This window comes from Novosphingobium umbonatum, from assembly GCF_004005905.1.
Lineage (GTDB): Bacteria > Pseudomonadota > Alphaproteobacteria > Sphingomonadales > Sphingomonadaceae > Novosphingobium > Novosphingobium umbonatum.
The window spans coordinates 23,248-37,580 of the sequence record NZ_SACO01000001.1 but is presented as its reverse complement, the minus strand read 5'-3'; the positions used below and the strand labels follow the sequence as shown (position 1 = coordinate 37,580).

9 protein-coding genes are annotated in these 14,333 nt (G+C 62.0%); 3 read left to right on the top strand and 6 right to left on the bottom strand.

Translation table 11 applies throughout. The features are described 5' to 3' along the window. Positions 1-72: 72 nt before the first annotated feature. Positions 73-2,838, bottom strand: coding sequence for a TonB-dependent receptor (locus EOE18_RS00135; protein WP_127705015.1), 2,766 nt, complete (start codon positions 2,836-2,838; stop codon positions 73-75). Positions 2,839-2,912: 74 nt separating this feature from the next. On the opposite strand from EOE18_RS00135, the gene EOE18_RS00130 reads away from it, so the two are divergent. Beyond that, positions 2,913-4,406, top strand: coding sequence for an MFS transporter (locus EOE18_RS00130; RefSeq protein ID WP_281278031.1), 1,494 nt, complete (start codon positions 2,913-2,915; stop codon positions 4,404-4,406). Further along, the gene (locus tag EOE18_RS00125) at positions 4,403-6,229 is read left to right on the top strand and encodes a DUF8034 domain-containing protein (protein ID WP_127705013.1); all 1,827 of its coding nucleotides are present in this window, start codon (positions 4,403-4,405) and stop codon (positions 6,227-6,229) included. The genes EOE18_RS00130 and EOE18_RS00125 overlap by 4 nt, the downstream gene beginning before the upstream one ends. Here the strand turns inward: EOE18_RS00125 and EOE18_RS00120 are convergent, their stop codons facing one another. Beyond that, positions 6,230-7,120 carry a LysR family transcriptional regulator gene (locus tag EOE18_RS00120; protein ID WP_127705011.1) on the bottom strand — a complete coding sequence of 297 codons (891 nt, stop codon included), beginning with the start codon at positions 7,118-7,120 and terminating at the stop codon, positions 6,230-6,232. It lies immediately after the preceding gene. A gap of 17 nt (positions 7,121-7,137) precedes the next feature. Next, a complete protein-coding gene (gene kdgD / locus EOE18_RS00115) occupies positions 7,138-8,070 on the bottom strand; it encodes a 5-dehydro-4-deoxyglucarate dehydratase (protein WP_127705009.1) in 933 nt (310 codons plus the stop codon). Positions 8,071-8,289: 219 nt separating this feature from the next. Here kdgD and EOE18_RS00110 point away from each other — a divergent pair, with 219 nt between their 5' ends. Then, a complete protein-coding gene (locus tag EOE18_RS00110; protein WP_127705007.1) occupies positions 8,290-8,682 on the top strand; it encodes a hypothetical protein in 393 nt (130 codons plus the stop codon). Positions 8,683-8,744: 62 nt separating this feature from the next. On the opposite strand, the gene lpdA is transcribed toward EOE18_RS00110, so the two are convergent. The 3 genes from lpdA to EOE18_RS00095 are packed head-to-tail and all read right to left on the bottom strand — an operon-like array spanning position 8,745 to position 14,255. Further along, positions 8,745-10,145 carry a dihydrolipoyl dehydrogenase gene (gene lpdA, locus EOE18_RS00105; RefSeq protein ID WP_127705005.1) on the bottom strand — a complete coding sequence of 467 codons (1,401 nt, stop codon included), beginning with the start codon at positions 10,143-10,145 and terminating at the stop codon, positions 8,745-8,747. A 21-nt stretch (positions 10,146-10,166) separates the two neighbouring features. Further along, complete coding sequence (gene odhB, locus EOE18_RS00100; RefSeq protein WP_127705003.1) at positions 10,167-11,375, bottom strand: 2-oxoglutarate dehydrogenase complex dihydrolipoyllysine-residue succinyltransferase; 1,209 nt, start codon at positions 11,373-11,375, stop codon at positions 10,167-10,169. Between the two features lie 39 nt (positions 11,376-11,414). Further along, positions 11,415-14,255, bottom strand: coding sequence for a 2-oxoglutarate dehydrogenase E1 component (locus EOE18_RS00095; RefSeq protein ID WP_127705000.1), 2,841 nt, complete (start codon positions 14,253-14,255; stop codon positions 11,415-11,417). Positions 14,256-14,333: the final 78 nt, after the last annotated feature.

Genomic DNA, 14,333 nt, shown 5'->3' with positions numbered 1-14,333 from the left:
GCGTCCGGCGGGAGTATAGGGAGTGCCGGACGCGGGTGGGCTATGGTCTGCCTTCTTGGGAGGGTGGGCCTCTTAGAAGGTGTACTTGGCCCCAAGGTTGAACTGGCGACCGCTATGGGTCAACACGTTGAGGCGGTTGGTCGCATCGACATATTGATCGTTGAGCGCATCGGTCAGGTTGATCATTTCAAGGCTGAATTTCAGCTTCTCGCTGGGCGCATAGGTGACCTGTGCGTCCACGTTGATCGTGCGGTTGGTGCCGTTCCAGCTCTGCCCCTCGGTGCCGGGCACAGCGGTCAGATATTTGGAACGATAGGCCACCGATCCGCGCACCGAGAACTTCTTGTCCTCGTAATAGAGCGTGCCATTGGCGGCATATTTCGACAGACCCACCAAAGGCGCGATGACCGAAGTGCTGCCATTGGCGCTGGTAAGATATTCGATATTCGAGGTCACATAGGTGAAGTTGCCCAGAACGCCGAAATTCTTGCCAATGCCGCGCAGGAAGGTGAAAGGCTGCTGCATATTGACTTCAAAGCCGCGCAGCATACCGCCCTTGGAATTGACCGGCGTGCTGGCGATGAACACGTCGCTGGCGCTGGCGGTGGTGCCGGTCAGCAGCGATGCGGGCAGGCCCAGCGAGGAGAAGGGCACAGATGTGCTGAGCGTCTGGGCAAAGCTGCTGATGTTCTTCTGGAAATAGGCCACCGAATAGATCGCGCCACGGGCGGGATAATATTCAAGGCTGAGGTCCAGATTGGTGGATTCGGTGGGGCGCAGGTCGGGGTTGCCGGAACTGAACGTGCGGCTGCCGCCCGAAACCGACAGGCTGCCGCCCGGCGTCAGGGAAGAAATGCCCGCACGCGCCAGCGTCTTAGCCGCGCCAGCCCGCACCAGCAATGCGCGGGTGATGTCATAGACCAGATTGGCCGAGGGCAGCAGGCGGCTATAGCTGCGGCTTGCATCCACCAGATTGATATTGGCGCCCTGGCTGGCATAGCCGGTGGAATATTGCTTGGTCCGGACATAGCGCAAGCCAATATCGCCGCGCAGCGGAATATCGCGGTCGCCAAGGTTGAACTCGGTCATGCCCCAGATGCCGGTGTCATCCTCGCGCACGGTGATATAGGAACCGCGCGCCGTGGCATTTTCAATCCCGCCCACGGCATAGGCCGGATCGCTGTAAATGCCGTAAAGGCTGGCAAAGGCGTTGAGATCGGGCACCACCCATGCCGTGGGCGTGCCCGCCGGAACCGCAAGGCCGCGCCCGAAGCCGCTGAACACTCTGGTGGCGGCGGCAATCTGCGTGGCGTTCAAAGTGTTGACCACGGTTTCACCGGCCAGTCGGCGCTTTTCGGTGGAGCCATAGGTGAAGCGGCGCCAGTCGAGGCCCGCCTTGACCTTCAGCACATCATTGGCCTTCCATTCCAGCGCGCCCTTGGCCGTGCCAAAGGCATTGTCCACCGTTTGCGGGCGGATACGCACTTCGGATGTGCCGGTGTTAAAGGCGAAATTGGCGGCATTGGCAATGTCTACCCCGGGCCGGATGGTGGGGAAGCGGGTGGAGAAATCGTAGAAGAAATTGCCGGTGTTGGCCGCATCCAGCGTCACCGTGGTCTGGATCGGATTGGTGAAGGCCGATTTGGAATAGCCGACAAGGCCGGTGAATTTCAGCCGGTCGGAGAAGGAATGTTCCAGATTGGCGGTCAGGTTGTAAAATGTGGTGCGCAGCACGTCATAACGGGCCTGCGTGCGCAGATCGACATTGTCGAACGTGCCGGAAATCAGATTGCCTTGCCCGTCCACCGTGCCATTGCGGATGACGGTTTGCGGCTTGCCCGTGCCGGAACGGCTGAAGCTGATCGCCTGAAACTGGCTTTCGGCGCGGGTGCCGTCCAGATAGGAGAACAAGCCGTCCAGCCCCACCAGTGTCCGCTCACCGGGCCGCCACTGGATCGAGGCCGAGGCACCAAGGCGCTTCTGGTTGATGTCATAGCTGACCAGACCGGGGATACGCGGGTGATAGAGATTGGCGCTGTTGATTTGCGAGGTGGTGTAACCGGGCAGGGTGGAGGCAGTGTTGAAACCGCCATTGAACCCGCCATAGGTCCAGCGGGTGATGTTCGCGCCTTCTTCCTTCAACCGGCGCGCTTCATAGGACACCGACATCAACACGCCAAAGGTCTGGTCATCATTGCTGGTGGTGACCAAGGCCGACAGGCGCGGCGTGGTCTTACGCGACAGGTCATTATAGCTGCCCTGCGCCGAGAAAGTTGCGGTCGGCTTTTTGAAATCGAACGGGCGGGCGGTTTGCATATCCACCGTGGCGCCCAGCGAGCCTTCTTCCACATCGGCGCTGGCGCTTTTGCGCACGGCAAGGCTGTTGAACAGGTCGGAGGAGAAGATGTTGAAGTCAAACCCGCGACCACGGTTCACGCCGCCCGAATTGTCGGTGCCGCCGGTGGTGCCGATGGCCTCCATGCCATTGATGCGCACGCGGGTGTAATCCGCGCCAAGGCCGCGCACCGATACGTTGCGCCCTTCGCCATTGACGCGGTTGATGGCCACGCCGGGGATGCGTTGCAGGGATTCGGCCAGATTGAGATCGGGGAATTCGGCAATGTCCTCGGCCTTGATCACGTCGACGGCGGCAGCGGTGGCCTTTTTGACGCCCAGCGCGCTGTTCAGGCTGGCGCGGAAACCGGTGACGATGATTTCGGTCGGCTTGGCTTCTTCGGCCTGTTGTGCGGCGGCCTGTTGCGCCGTGCCCAGAGCGATCATCGCGCTGGCAGCAAGCAGGGCGGATTTCGCGCCCGGATGGATGGATTTGGCCATCATATATCCCCTCAATGAGTTTGAACGCCGGCTAGAACTGCCAGATTGGCTGGTGTGTTACTGTAGGGGGTGCCGATTTGGCCAATCTCAATCCGGCATCAATCAATGCCAAACCCGCACCGATGGCGCGGCATTTTGCCAATATTGACGCAATCATGCCGGAATTTGGCTTGATTGACGCGCAAATCGCTTTGGACGGGGCGGCTTGGCGCGGCTATCAATGGGCGTTAACAAGAAGAGGCCGGAGAGTTGTGATGCATATATCGGGCGACCAGTCCCCTACGCGAACCCGATACAAGATTATCGCGTTGATTTTCCTCATCACCACGCTCAACTATGCCGACCGGGCGACATTTTCGATCGCGGGCAGCGCAGCAGCGGCGGAGCTGTCGCTGACACCGGTGGCTACGGGCTATATCCTGTCGGCCTTTGCTTGGGCCTATGCGCTGGCGCAGATTCCGGGCGGGGCTTTGCTGGACCGTTTCGGCACCAAGCGGATCTATGTCGGCGCGATTGCCTTGTGGTCGGTGCTGACGGCGGCGCAGGCTTTGGTGGGGACGGTGCCCTTTCTGCCGGTGGTGGGGACCTTGTTTGTCTTGCGCTTTCTGGTCGGGCTGGCCGAGGCGCCGTCCTTCCCCGGCAATGCGCGGTTGGTGGCGGCATGGTTCCCTGCGGCAGAGCGTGGCACCGCTTCGGCCATTTTCAACAGCGCGCAATATTTCTCTCTGGTCGCTTTTGCGCCGGTGATGGGCTGGATGGTGCATAGCTATGGCTGGCGTTCGGTGTTCTGGATGATGGGGGTGATCGGGGTGGTGGCCGCCTTTATCTTTGCCCGCAGCATCCATGGGCCAGACCGGCACCCGTCGATCAATGAGGCCGAGTTGGCCCTGATCCGCGATGGTGGCGGGCAGATCACGCTGGAGAGCGGGGCCAAGCAGGGCGTGGCTTTCAACTGGGCCAATATCCGGCCCTTGCTGGCCAATCGCATGCTGCTGGGCATTTATCTGGGCCAATATAGCATCAATGTGCTGACCTATTTCTTCGTGACCTGGTTCCCGATCTATCTGGTGAAGGAACGGGGCCTGTCGATCACACAGGCCGGTTTTGCCGCCGCTCTGCCTGCGATCTGCGGTTTTGCGGGCGGGTTGGTGGGCGGGGTCATCTCCGACCGCTTGCTGAAACAAAGCGGCAGCCTTGACCGCGCGCGCAAAGTGCCATTGGTGCTGGGCATGGTGTTGGCCTCCACCATTCTGGCTTGCGTTTGGCTGGATAGCCAGAGTGCGATCATTGCCGTGATGGCCTTGGCCTTTTTCGGCAAGGGCATAGCCTCGCTGGGCTGGGCGGTGATGGCCGATGTGGCCCCGCGCAAGCTGGCGGGGCTGTCTGGGGGCGTGTTCAATATGTTCGGTAATGCGGCGGGCATCGTCACGCCGATTGTGGTGGGCTATATTGTGGCGGCCACGGGCTCGTTTGACGGGGCGCTGGCCTTTGTGGCGGCGCATTGCCTGCTGACCATCCTGTCCTTTACGGTGATTGTCGGCCCGATCCGGCGTTTGGAGATTGCGGAATGAGCCTGAACCGCCGCGACTTTCTGGCCAGTGGGGCCGCTGTGGTGGCCGCGCCCGCGCTGGCCCGCGCGCCTGTCGTACCGATCCATGTGACATCACCGATGCAGGCCCCGCGCTGGGCGATTTTGCAGCGCCGCCTGCTGGAGGCCAATGCGCAGGCCTGCGCCGATTTCTACGCCACCTATGTCGATGCGCGCGACGAGCTGAAAGTCTTTGCCCGCTGGGGCGCCAACGACGGGCCCGATGATGCGGCCGAGGCGACCAATGACTGGGTGCTGCTGCATGCTTTGGGCGCGCCGGATAATCTGCTGCATTTGTCGCAGCGCTTTTACGAAGGCCATTTGCGGCAATATGCCAAGGCGCGTACGGTGGATGTGCCCATCGCCCGCGCGGGTATGTATCACCGCGAATTTCCGGTGCAGATGGATTGGCAGCATAATTCCGAAGGGCTTTCCACCTTCAATGTGATGGGCCTCTCCGCGCCGCGCGATCCACGCCTGTTTTTGCGCACGCGCCGCTTTGCCGATTTTTACACTGGCGCTGATCCGGCGGTGCGCAATTATGACCCGAAGCATCGCGTGATCCGCTCCATCGTCAATGGCAGCCGCGGGCCGATGTTGCGCAAGGCTACGCCGCTCGATTGGGCAGGCGATCCGTTTGATGCCAGTCGCTTTCATCTGGAGCATGGCGAGGACAGCTATGAGCAGTTCCTGCGCCATTATGACGAATATGATGATGTGGTTTGCGATACGCCGCTGAATTTGCAGGCCACGACTTTGGGCCTCAACGCCTATGCCTTGGGTGGGGGCGAGCGGTTCCGCCGCTGGGTGCTGGATTACACCGATGCGTGGATGGACCGCGCGCGAGCCAATGGCGGCATTCTGCCCAGCAAAGTGGGGGCCGATGGCAAGGCTGCGCCCGATTGGTGGGGCGGCACCTATGGCTGGAACTTTGCGCCCATGGTGCCGCAAACGGGCAAGCGCGAGGGGCGCAACCGGGTGCCGCGCTCGATCACCGCTTTCTACAATGCGCTGTTGTTGACGGGGGACCGTGAATATTTGCACCTGTGGCGGCGGCAAAATGCGCTGATCAATGCGCAGGCGCGCATGATCGAGGGCAAGCTGCACACGCCCACGCTCTATGGGCCGGAAGGCTGGCATGGCTGGAAGGCGGGGCCCTATCGGCAGTCGGGTTTTGAAATCTGGTATGCCACGCAGGACAAGGCCGACCGTGAGGCGGCGGGCAGCGACCCGTGGATCGCCTTTCTGGAAGGGGCGAACCCAGCCTATCCCGAAACGGCACTGGAGGCCGATCTGGCGCGCATTGCCAAGCGCGATGCCGCCCGCCGCGCGGATGAGACTACGCCCGACACGAGGCTGGCTGACTGGCCGCTCGATTATAACCCCGCCAGCGCCAAGGCTCTGGTGCAATTGACCACGGGGGGGCTGCATATTGCGCGTCCCTCATGGAACGCGGACAGTCCGCCGCAGGGCGGGGTGACGCTGCATTGCCGGTTGCGCTATTTCGACCCCCAGCGCCGCCGTGCCGGTCTGCCGCAGGATGTGGCTGCCTTGGTGCATCGCTTGGGCGACAAGAGCACAGAGGTCACCTTGGTCAACACCGGCCAGCAGCCGCGCAGCATCATCGTGCAGGGCGGCGCCTATGGCGAGCATCGTATCGACAGTATCACGCTGGATGGCGTGACGCAGGCGGTTGGCGGGCGCCATGCCACCCTGCATCTGGCCGCAGGGGCAGGGGCGCGGCTGACGCTGGCGATGACGCGCTACGCCAACCGGCCCTCGTTGGCCTTTCCTTGGGATGGGTGACTAGCTGCCGATCACTTCGGCGCAGAGCTTGCGCATAGGCTCCAGCGCCGGATTGGCATTGTCGCGCCGCCACGCCATGATCAATTCCACCGGATGTTCGGGCTGGGTGGCCAATTGGCGGAATTGCACATCATCAGGGTGCAGGCCCAGCGCCGATTGCGGCACCACGGCGGCGGCCAGCCCAGCGCGCACCAGCCCCAGCATCGAATGGATCTGCGTCACATGCTGCACGAATTGGGGCGAGACCTGCGCCTCGTCAAACAGGCGCACCAGCATGTCGTGGAAATAGCCCGCGCCCTGGCGGGAATACATGATCAGCGGCAGGCCATCGAGGTCATCGGGTGCCAGCACGCTTTCGCCCTGTCGCGGGTCGCCGTTGGGCAGGGCCACCATCAAGGGTTCATGCAGAATGGTGAGCGTTTCAAATTCGGAGCGCACCACCGGCGGGCGGACAAAGCCGATGTCGATCAGGCCAGTCAGCAGCGCGTCGGTCTGCTCTCCGCTGACCATTTCGCGCAGTTCCAGCTCGATATTGGGCAGGCTAGCGCGGGCCTGCGCCACGATTTGCGGCACCAGAGTATAGCCCGAAACGGCGGTAAAGCCGATGGCGACCTTGCCTGCATCGCCCTTGGCCACGCGTCTGGCCGAGAGCGATGCGCTTTCGGCCAGACGCACAATCCGCCGCGCCTCGATCAGGAACACCCGCCCCGCAGGCGTGAGGGATACCGTGCGACTGGTGCGTTCCAGCAGGGTCACATCCAGAATGCGTTCCAGCAACTGGATCTGCCGACTGAGCGGCGATTGGGTCATGTTCAGCCGCTGGGCCGCGCGTCCGAAGTGGAGTTCTTCGGCGGCGGCCACAAAGCAGCGGAGTTGGCTGAGTTCAAACATGCCCCAGCCTAGCCTATTCAGGCGGTAACGGGGAGGGCATATGGCGCGACCTTGGCGATCAGCGCGGCCAGTTCGGCATCCTCTGCCGCCGACAGGTCGGACAGAGGCGTGCGGACGGGGCCAGCATCGCGGCCAATCACGCGGCAACCGGCCTTGACAATGGACACCGCATAGCCGCGCCCGCGGTTGCGCAGCGCGATATAGGGCAGCACGAAATCACGCAATTGCTGCTGCACATGGGCATGGTTGCCCGCGCGCACGGCCTTGTAAAACTCCAGCGCCCATTGCGGCAGGAAGTTGAAAATGGCCGAGGAATAGGTGGTGACGCCCATGGTAAGATAGGGTGTGGCAAAGGTTTCCGCCGTGGGCAGGCCGCCGATATAGGTCAGCCGGTCGCCCATGCGCGAATAGATGCGGGCCATCAGCTCGATATCGCCCACGCCATCCTTGTAACCCACCAGATTGGGGTTGCGCTCGCACAGGCTGGCCAGCGTTTCGTCATTCACCACCGCATTGTCGCGGTTATAGACGATGACGCCAAGGCCGGTCGAACGGCAAACTGCCTCGATATGCGCGGCAAGGCCTTCCTGTTTTGACCCCACCAGATAGGGGGGCAGCAGCAGGATACCATCGGCGCCCGCCGCCTCTGCCTTGCGGGCGATGTCCACCGCGATGGCCGTGCCATAGCCGCAGCCGGAAATGACCGGCACGCCAGCCTTGCGCTCGGCCACGGCGGCGCGCACCACGGCGGCCACTTCATCGGGCGTCAGCGAGAAGAATTCACCCGTGCCGCCGGCGGCAAACAGGCCGGAGAGTTCATGTTCCAGCATCCATGCGCAATGCTGGCGGAAGGGGCCTTCCTGAAACGCGCCTTCGGCATCAAAATGGGTTACAGGGAACGACAAAAGTCCTTCGCCCAAGCGTTGAGCCATTGCGACGGGATCAAACATTGCCTTCTCCTGAGGGTATGATGTTGGGCCAAGCTGTGTTGGTGTTGCCCCATGTGTAGGTAGGGCGGGGGGGCAAGTCCAAACCAAAGCCTCGGTTGATCCATGCGGAAATTGGCTTGATGAGATGGCCTTGCCATATCGCAACCGCCTGCCTAACCTGCGCGGGTCATGGGGGCATGATGCATGGTGGAGCGCGGATTGCGGTATCGATGGCCCCTGATGTTGCTTTGTGCCCTGCCGCGCACCGCGTTGGCGCAAGATCATATCGACCAGATGATCGAGAACCAGCGCGCCATGTTTCATGTCGAGCCGGAGAACAAGCGCTGCCCGCGCGATCCGCTCAATGATGCAATTGTTGTTTGCCGCCGCGATCATAGCGACCACTATCGCATCCCCTCCACGCAGGAGGAGCATCCAGAGTCGCCGGAGGCGCGGCGCACGGGGCAACTGGCGCCGCCCGATATCTACGGGTTGGCCCCGTGCACCGGCGTGTGCATCAAGGGCGGTTATGCGCCTCCGCCGGTCTATTATTTCGACATTACCGCGCTGCCCGAACCGGAGCCGGGCAGTGATGCGTGGAAGATCGCCCATGGGGAAATGCCAGCGCCCTGATGCATAAGAAAAAGGGCGAGGTTTCCCCCGCCCTTTGTTCTTTCAGCCGATGCTGGCAAGGATCAGATATGGATCGCCTTGCCGCGCACAGCCATCGCCGCTTCCTTGATCGCTTCCGAATGGGTCGGGTGAGCGTGGCAGGTGTAAGCGATGTCTTCGCTCTTGGCGCCAAATTCCATCGCCTGAGCCGCCTGCGCGATCATCGTGCCGGCAACGGTGGCAATGGCCCACACGCCCAGCACGCGGTCGGTTTCCGCGTCAGCGATGATCTTCACGAAACCATCGGGCTCGCGGTTGGTCTTGGCGCGGCTATTGGCCAGCATGGGGAACTTGCCGACCTTGATCGGTCCGCGTTCCTTGGCGGCTTCTTCCGTCAGACCAACGCCTGCGAATTCGGGGGTGGTGTACACCACGCCGGGGATGATGTCATGGTTCACAATACCGGTCAGACCGGCAATGTTTTCGGCCACGGCAATGCCCTCGTCCTCGGCCTTATGCGCCAGCATCGGGCCGGGGATGACGTCGCCAATCGCCCACACGCCATCGACGGCGGTGCGGAAATCATGGTCGGTTTCGATCTGGCCACGCGCATTGGGCGACAGGCCGATGTTTTCCAGACCCAGACCATCCACATTGGGGCGACGACCAATCGCCACCAGCACATGGCTGGCCTCGATGATCTGCGTTTCGCCGCCAGCAGCAGGCTCGACCGACAGCTTGACCGTCTTGCCTTCCACCGTGGCGCCGGTCACCTTCGTCGAAAGCTTCAGCTCAAAGCCCTGCTTCTTGAAGATCTTGGCCGCTTCCTTGCGCACTTCGCCGTCCATGCCGGGCAGCAACTGGTCAAGGAATTCCACCACGGTGACCTTGGCGCCCAGACGGCCCCAGACCGAGCCCATTTCCAGACCGATCACGCCGCCGCCGATCACCACCAGATGCTCGGGTACGCGGTTGAGGGCCAGAGCGCCGGTCGAGTCGATCACGATGCCCGCGTCATTGTCCACGGGAACCGTGGGCAGCGGGGTGACGCTGGAGCCGGTGGCGATCACGATATGCTTGGCGGTGACGGTTTCGCCAGCCACTTCTACCGTGTGGGCGTCCTTGAACTTGGCGTAGCCCTTCTTCCAGTCGACCTTGTTCTTCTTGAACAGATATTCGATGCCGCCGGTCAGTTCCTTGACCGCGCTGGCCTTTTCGCCCTGCAGCACGTCGAGGTCGAGTTCCACCGGACCGGTCTTGACGCCAAACTTGGCCAGCGTGCCATGCTTGGCTTCCTCGAACAGTTCCGAACCGTGTAGCAGCGCCTTGGACGGGATGCAGCCCACGTTGAGGCAGGTGCCGCCCAAGGTGGCGCGCCCTTCGGCGCAGGCCACCTTCATGCCCAATTGAGCCGCACGGATCGCCGCCACATAGCCACCCGGGCCAGCGCCGATGACGAGGACGTCGTAATTATATTCAGCCATGACTAAAGTCCTCTTATCCGATCAAAGGTCGATCAGCAGACGAGTGGGATCTTCGATCGCTTCCTTGATGGTCTTGAGAGCCGTCACAGCTTCACGACCGTCGATGATGCGGTGGTCATAGGACAGGGCGATATACATCATCGGGCGGATCACGATCTGGCCGTTGCGGACCACGGGGCGGTCCTCGATACGGTGCAGGCCGAGCACAGCCGACTGGGGCGGGTTGATGATCGGGGTGGACATCAGGCCGCCGAACACACCACCGTTGGAGATGGTGAAAGTGCCGCCCTTCATGTCTTCCATGGTCAGCTTGCCGTCCTTGGCAGCCTTGCCATAGTTGGCAATCGACTTTTCAATGTCGGCAAAGCTCATCTTGTCGACATTGCGCACCACCGGCACCACCAGACCCGAAGGGGCCGACACGGCAACCGAGATATCGACATAGTCGTGATAGACGATTTCGTCGCCATCGATCTGGGCGTTGACGGCGGGGATGTCTTTCAGCGCCAGCACCGAAGCCTTGGCGAAGAAGGACATGAAGCCCAGCTTCACGCCATGCTTCTTTTCAAAGCTGTCCTTGAAGCGGTTGCGCGCTTCCATCACGGCGCTCATGTCCACGTCGTTGAACGTGGTCAACAGAGCGGCATTTTCCTGCGCGCTCTTCAAACGCTTGGCGATGGTCTGGCGCAGGCGGGTCATCTTCACGCGTTCTTCGCGGCGTTCGTTGGTGGCCACAGCAGCAGGCACCGAGATGGCAGCGCCGGTGCTGGCAGGCTTGGCCTTGGCAGCGGCGACCACATCTTCCTTGGTGATGCGGCCGTCCTTGCCGGTGCCCTTGATGGTGGCAGGGTCAATGCCATATTCCAGCACCGCGCGGCGCACAGCGGGGCTCAGCACAGCCGGATCGCTGCTTTCCTCGCCACCGGTTTCGGCAGGAGCCGACACAGCAGCAGCAGCAGGCGCCGCAGCGGGGGCAGGGGCAGCAGCGGCCGCACCGGCGGTGATCGTGGCGATCACGGCATTGACGGTGACCGTGGCGCCTACTTCGGCCAGTTGCTGGGCCAGCACGCCGGCGACCGGCGCGTTGACTTCGATGGCAACCTTGTCGGTTTCCAGGCTGGCAATGGGTTCGTCGAGGGCAACAGCCTCGCCGGGTTGCTTGAGCCACTGGCCGATGGTGGCTTCGCTCACCGATTCACCCAGGGTGGGAACTTTGACTTCCGTGGACATGACAGACGTTTCCTGATGAAATGGGGGGGAGAGCGGCGCTTAGCCCTTCTTCGTGCGACGGATTTCGCTGCGGACAGACAGGCCCAGCGCATCGGCGACCAGCGACTTCTGCTCCAGCGTGTGACGCTTGGCCGAACCGGTGGCAGGCGAGGCCGAAGCATGACGGCCAGCATAGCGGGCACGGCCAACCTTGGACTTGGCTTCGGTCAGCACATCCTCGATCAGCGGCTCAACGAAGAACCACGAACCGTTGTTCTTGGGCTCTTCCTGACACCACACCACCTCTTCCAGATTCGGCATGGCAGCCAGACGCTTGGCCAGCGGTTCGCCGGGGAAGGGGTAGATCTGCTCGATACGGATGATCTGCGTATCCTTGATCTCGGCCGCATCGCGGGCTTCGAGCAAGTCATAGGCGACCTTGCCGGTGCACAGGATCACGCGCTTGGTTTCCTTGTCCGCCGAACCGTTGGGGTCCGACAGAATGCGCATGAAGTGGCCTTCGCCCACGAAATCCTCGGCCTTGGACTTGGCCAGCGGGTGACGCAGCAGGCTCTTGGGCGCCATGATGATCAAGGGCTTGCGGAAGGGCCGGTGCATCTGGCGACGCAGGATGTGGAAGTAGTTGGCCGGGCTGGTGATGTTGCACACCTGCATATTGTCTTCGGCGCAGAGCTGGAGATAGCGCTCCAGACGGGCCGAGGAATGTTCCGGACCTTGGCCTTCGTAACCATGCGGCAGCAGCATGACCAGACCATTGGCGCGCAGCCATTTCGATTCCGAGGAAGCGATATATTGGTCGATCATGATCTGGGCGCCATTGGCGAAGTCGCCAAACTGCGCTTCCCACAGAACGAGCGTCTTGGGGTCGGCGCTGGCATAGCCATATTCAAAGCCCAGCACGCCATATTCCGACAGGGTCGAGTCATAGACTTCGAACTGGCCGTGCGGAATGGTGGTCAGCGGCACGAACTTGCGTTCGGTGTTCTGGTCCACCCATACGGCGTGGCGGTGGCTGAACGTGCCGCGGCCCGAGTCCTGACCCGACAGACGCACCGAATAGCCTTCCGACAGCAGCGAGCCAAAGGCCAGAGCCTCTGCGGTCGCCCAGTCAAAGCCTTCGCCACTGTTGAACATCTCGCGCTTGGCATCGATCACGCGGCCCAGCGTCTTGTGGATGGTCAGATCATCGGGAACCGTGGTCAACGTGCGGCCAAGGCTGTCGAACAGCTTCTGTTCGATACCGGTGGCCACATTGCGGCGGGCGGTTTCGGGGTCCATCGGCTGGTTGAAGCCGCTCCAGCGACCGCCGAACCAGTCGGCCTGATTGGCCTTGTAGGTCTTGGCAGCCTCGAAATGCTCTTCCAGATGGGCGTTAAAGCCCGAGACCTGATCAGCCAGATAGGCTGCATCGATCACGCCTTCCCGCTGCAGGCGTTCGGCATAAAGCTCGGACACCGGCTTGTGCTGGCGGATCTTGGCATACATCAAAGGCTGCGTGAAACCGGGTTCATCGCCTTCGTTATGGCCGAAGCGGCGATAGCACCACATGTCGATCACGATGTCGCGGCCAAAGGTCTGGCGATAGTCGATCGCCAGCTTGCAGGCGAAGGTCACCGCTTCTGGATCGTCACCATTGACGTGCAGCACGGGGGTCTGGTTGCCCTTGGCTACGTCCGAAGGATACGGGGACCCGCGCGAGAACTTCGGGCTGGTGGTGAAGCCGATCTGGTTGTTGATGATGAAATGCAGACAGCCGCCGGTGTTGTAACCCTTCACGCCCGACAGGCCGAAGCATTCCCACACGATGCCCTGACCCGCAAAAGCGGCGTCACCATGGATCAGCACGGGCAGCACCTGCTTGTGCTTGGCGCCGGGGCCGATGTCATCGCCGATATCGTCGCGCAGCACCTGATAGGCGCGCACCTTGCCCAGCACCACCGGATCAACGGTTTCGAGGTGGCTGGGGTTCGGCATCAGGCTCATGTGAACCTTGATACCGTCAAATTCGCGGTCGGTGCTGGTGCCCAGGTGATACTTCACGTCGCCCGAGCCACCCACGTCTTCGGGGTTGGCGGTGCCGCCCGAGAATTCGTGGAAGATGACCTTGTAGGGCTTGGCCATCACGTTGGCCAGCACGTTCAGGCGGCCACGGTGGGCCATGCCATAAACGATTTCCTTCACGCCCAGCTGGCCACCATATTTGATGACCGCTTCGAGCGCGGGGATCATGGATTCGCCGCCATCAAGGCCAAAGCGCTTGGTGCCAACCCATTTCTTGCCGCAGAACTTTTCATACTGCTCGCCGCGGACCACGGCCGACAGGATGGCCTTCTTGCCCTCGGCGGAAAATTCGATGTGCTTGTCGGCACCTTCCATGCGGTCCTGCAGGAACTTGCGTTCCTCCAGATCGGCAATGTGCATATATTCAAGGCCGACCTTGCCGCAGTAATTGGCGCGCAGAATGGCGACCACTTCCTTCACCGTGGCCCATTGCAGGCCCAGCGTACCACCAAGGAACACCTTGCGGTCCAGCGCAGCGCCGGTAAAACCATAATACTCCGCGGTGAGATCTGCAGGCAGGTCGCGCTGGTTCAGGCCCAGCGGGTCCAGATCGGCGGCCAGATGGCCACGCACGCGATAGGTGCGGATCAGCAGCTGGACGCGGATGGCGTCGCTGGCGGCTTCTTCGACCGAAGCGTCGGAAACAACGGCACCGGACTTCTTGGCGGCGGCCTTGATTTCGGCCTTCAACACCATGGGGTCCAGAGCCTGCGTCAGGTCATCTTCGGCATTGCCGCCGACCTGCGGCCAGTTCTTGCGTTGCCAGCTGGGACCCGGCTGCGGGTCATCGGGTAAAAAATCGTGGCTTTCGCTACCCATGGCTTCACCTTTTTGGCGCCGGTGCAAAGGGGCGCTCGCTAAAGTTGTTGCGCCGCAGTTCTATCGCGGCACGGGATC

Coding starts and splice junctions, on each gene's coding strand:
- EOE18_RS00135 (WP_127705015.1), bottom strand. CDS start 2,838: ATGATGGCCAAATCCATCCATCCGGGCGCGAAATCCGCCCTGCTTGCT.
- EOE18_RS00125 (WP_127705013.1), top strand. CDS start 4,403: ATGAGCCTGAACCGCCGCGACTTTCTGGCCAGTGGGGCCGCTGTGGTG.
- EOE18_RS00120 (WP_127705011.1), bottom strand. CDS start 7,120: ATGTTTGAACTCAGCCAACTCCGCTGCTTTGTGGCCGCCGCCGAAGAA.
- kdgD (WP_127705009.1), bottom strand. CDS start 8,070: ATGTTTGATCCCGTCGCAATGGCTCAACGCTTGGGCGAAGGACTTTTG.
- EOE18_RS00110 (WP_127705007.1), top strand. CDS start 8,290: ATGTTGCTTTGTGCCCTGCCGCGCACCGCGTTGGCGCAAGATCATATC.
- lpdA (WP_127705005.1), bottom strand. CDS start 10,145: ATGGCTGAATATAATTACGACGTCCTCGTCATCGGCGCTGGCCCGGGT.
- odhB (WP_127705003.1), bottom strand. CDS start 11,375: ATGTCCACGGAAGTCAAAGTTCCCACCCTGGGTGAATCGGTGAGCGAA.
- EOE18_RS00095 (WP_127705000.1), bottom strand. CDS start 14,255: ATGGGTAGCGAAAGCCACGATTTTTTACCCGATGACCCGCAGCCGGGT.